At 58.2% G+C, this 2673-nt stretch carries 2 protein-coding genes; both read right to left on the bottom strand.

Features of this window, described 5'->3' with window-relative positions; genetic code table 11:
• Positions 1 to 197 precede the first annotated feature (197 nt).
• Positions 198 to 488: a DUF7660 family protein gene (locus M0G41_RS18540; RefSeq protein ID WP_248211728.1), complete on the bottom strand. Its 291-nt coding sequence runs from the start codon at positions 486 to 488 to the stop codon at positions 198 to 200.
• 646 nt (positions 489 to 1134) lie between these two features.
• Positions 1135 to 1485: a hypothetical protein gene (locus M0G41_RS18535; RefSeq protein ID WP_248211727.1), complete on the bottom strand. Its 351-nt coding sequence runs from the start codon at positions 1483 to 1485 to the stop codon at positions 1135 to 1137.
• Positions 1486 to 2673: the final 1188 nt, after the last annotated feature.

Raw genomic sequence — 2673 nt, 5'->3', positions numbered from 1 at the left:
CGCGTACTCCATGATGGCCAGGATCAAGACGATCCACCCAAAGGCCGAATACACGATTGCAGCCGATCCGGTCTGCTATTGAACTACGAGCGCTTGGGGCTAGTTGACGGGGGAATCCATACATGCATAGTTGGGCGTCACCACGATAGACATCTGACCGACCGCAAAGGGCACCCCGACATCACGAACACTACTGGTCATTCGTAGATCTTTCCGAGGTATAGGAACAGGGCGAACTGATACCAGTGATCGTCCGGCTCAACTCCTTGCCGCTTCCCGAAGTCAGTATCCTCGGCCCACCGAATTGCGGCACCTAGAAAGGCTTCTATCGTACCGTTCTCCCAGCCACGCTGCCCCCTTGAGAAGGGTGCGGAGGGATTACTCTTCTCCATCTCAACCTCGGCTTCGCGTTCCGCCAGGAGAGATCTTGCGAACTCGAGAAACGACTCTGCGTCGGTTACGTCGTGAGGGGTTAGCGATTCGCTCATTGTGATGCCCAACGCCGTGTTAACCGGCCTGCGGCCGAAAGTGATCGGTTCATTTGAAGCATGTCCCCGCAGGTCCGGTTGAACACATAGTTAGAGCTCGCGATCGACATGCTCGACCCAGTAGATCGGACCGTGCTCAGTTATGGATTGACCAAGCCTGACAGACCTACCCTTGACGTGCTCGGCCAGGAAGCTTGGAACTTGACTGCCCCATGCAACGCCTGGGAACGGGTACGGGAAATCACTCTTCGGGTTGGGTGAATGCACACAGATTGAGTCGTCAGCAGAATCGGGGCACACGCAGGCCCAGACTTGGAAGGGAAGAGGCAGCTTTCCAAGCTCGTTCATGATTGCATCGAACTTCAAAAATAGCGCGCTAAGCGCAGCAGTCCGAGCTACAGCGGAGGAGTTCCCGACTCCCTCCCAGTCGGCGTGTGTATGCCAGAAGTCGAACCAGGACGCAGGGCTGACTTCAATGCCTGGATACTTTGCATCATCAAGCATTCGGGCGATGGGATCACCGATACGTGCCATGCGAGGTCTAACGCCGCGTTAAGCGGCCGCCGGCCGACAACGTATCAGTAAACATCAAAGCACCTCCCGGCGGTCCGCTTGAACGCTGAGCTAGATGGCTTTGCCGAAGCGCTCAAGCCCGATCTCCTTGGCAGTGGAAGGCATGCCAGAGGGTTCGAGAGACCAACAAAACAAGAATACATGCCAGCACGGGAAGAAGAACCGTATCGAAGCCTAGTTTCGGATGGCGAAGGTAGAAGCCGATCGCTTCAAGGGGGCTTTCCGCACGAATGAAAAGATCGAACCACCCATAGTCAGCAGTCGCTAGAAAGAGCCCGGAGGCAGCAATCGCCAACAACGCAGCGAGTTTAGGCCGACTCTGGCCAAGGATGCCGCCCGATAGGCCGAGCGAGAAAACCACAAGAAGGAATAGAGGCCATGCGGAGAGGGCTGCGCTGCCGGATTCGACGACGGCTTGAACCACGGACCAGCTCAGCGAAGCTAGCGCTAGACCCCAAACAGCCGCTACCACGAGCCACACCCTACCCATGGCCATCTAACGCCGCGTTAAGCGGCCGCCGGCCGACAACGTATCAGTAAACATCAAAGCACCTCCCGGCGGTCCGCTTGAACGCACAGTTGGACGGCATGCCCAGAAACCTAGATGAAAGGCTTGGTAAGCGCAAACTGAACTGCGCCAGCCACGCCCGCTGCGAAGGGTACGGCACCGGAAAGCAACGCCAGCCCCCGCTCGTTGCCCGAAGCCGGCAGCCTTGCGAGGAGCCGGCCAAGCCGAAGCGCACCGAATGCGAGAGCCGCAAACCCGATTGCACCGAGTAGAGCTAGGCCGGCCCGGAGTGCAGACTGCCAAAGCCAGCCAGACTCGGAAAGCCTGGACGCGAGGCTGTCGTCGAGTGGCCAGACAGCGAAGAGCCAGAAGACGAAACCGGAAAGAACAGAAGCGACCGCAACAAATGCTGCCATTGCCGCGGCAGAGAAGGAACGCATCACCATGCCGCCCAACGCCGTGTTAACCGGCCTGCGGCCGACAGTGATCGGTTCATTCGAACTGCCTCCCCGCAGGTCCGGTTGAACACATAGTTAGATTTCGCCTGCGCCGAATGGCTCTTTGCATGAAGGGCATGAGTGCGAACCAAAAGCAGTGAACGGAGGGTGAGCCTTTGTTAGCCGAATTGCCTTGCCAGACGAGTCGAAACACCCTGGGCAGAACGGCCCATCACCCTCTGGGGTGAAGTAGGCGAACCCCTTATACAAGAGCTGCGCAGGCGCCTGAGGCGATGCTGGCACCGGAGCTGAGGATTGCGGGCTCTTCATGGCGCGAATCTGCTCTTTGAGCTGAGTGTTCTCATCCAACACGGAGGAAAGCTCCGACTTGACCCGAGCAAGGTCTAGGCCGAGATCGGCGAGCGCATTGCTGAACTCCGCGTTCTCAACATTCTTGCTGATCTCTTTTAGGCGAGAGGCCAAAGTTGCCGCGTGTGCAAGAACCGCCATTACGGACGTGCCCATAAACTCTCCCGCGAGATCTAACGCCGCGTTGAGCGGCCTGCGGCCGACAGTGATCGGTTCATTCGAAGTATCTCCCCGCAGGTCCGCTCTAACGCACAGTTAGCCGCCTAGCGCCGAAACGACTGCCGACCAACGAGGCAGA

This window comes from Pseudomarimonas salicorniae (genome assembly GCF_023156535.1).
Taxonomy (GTDB): domain Bacteria; phylum Pseudomonadota; class Gammaproteobacteria; order Xanthomonadales; family Xanthomonadaceae; genus Pseudomarimonas; species Pseudomarimonas salicorniae.
Note: the sequence above shows the minus strand (reverse complement) of the source record. Positions and strands in the feature narration are given on the sequence as shown.

Bases quoted from the DNA above. Each gene is read 5' to 3' on its own strand.
- M0G41_RS18540 (WP_248211728.1), bottom strand. From the start codon at position 488: ATGAGCGAATCGCTAACCCCTCACGACGTAACCGACGCAGAGTCGTTT.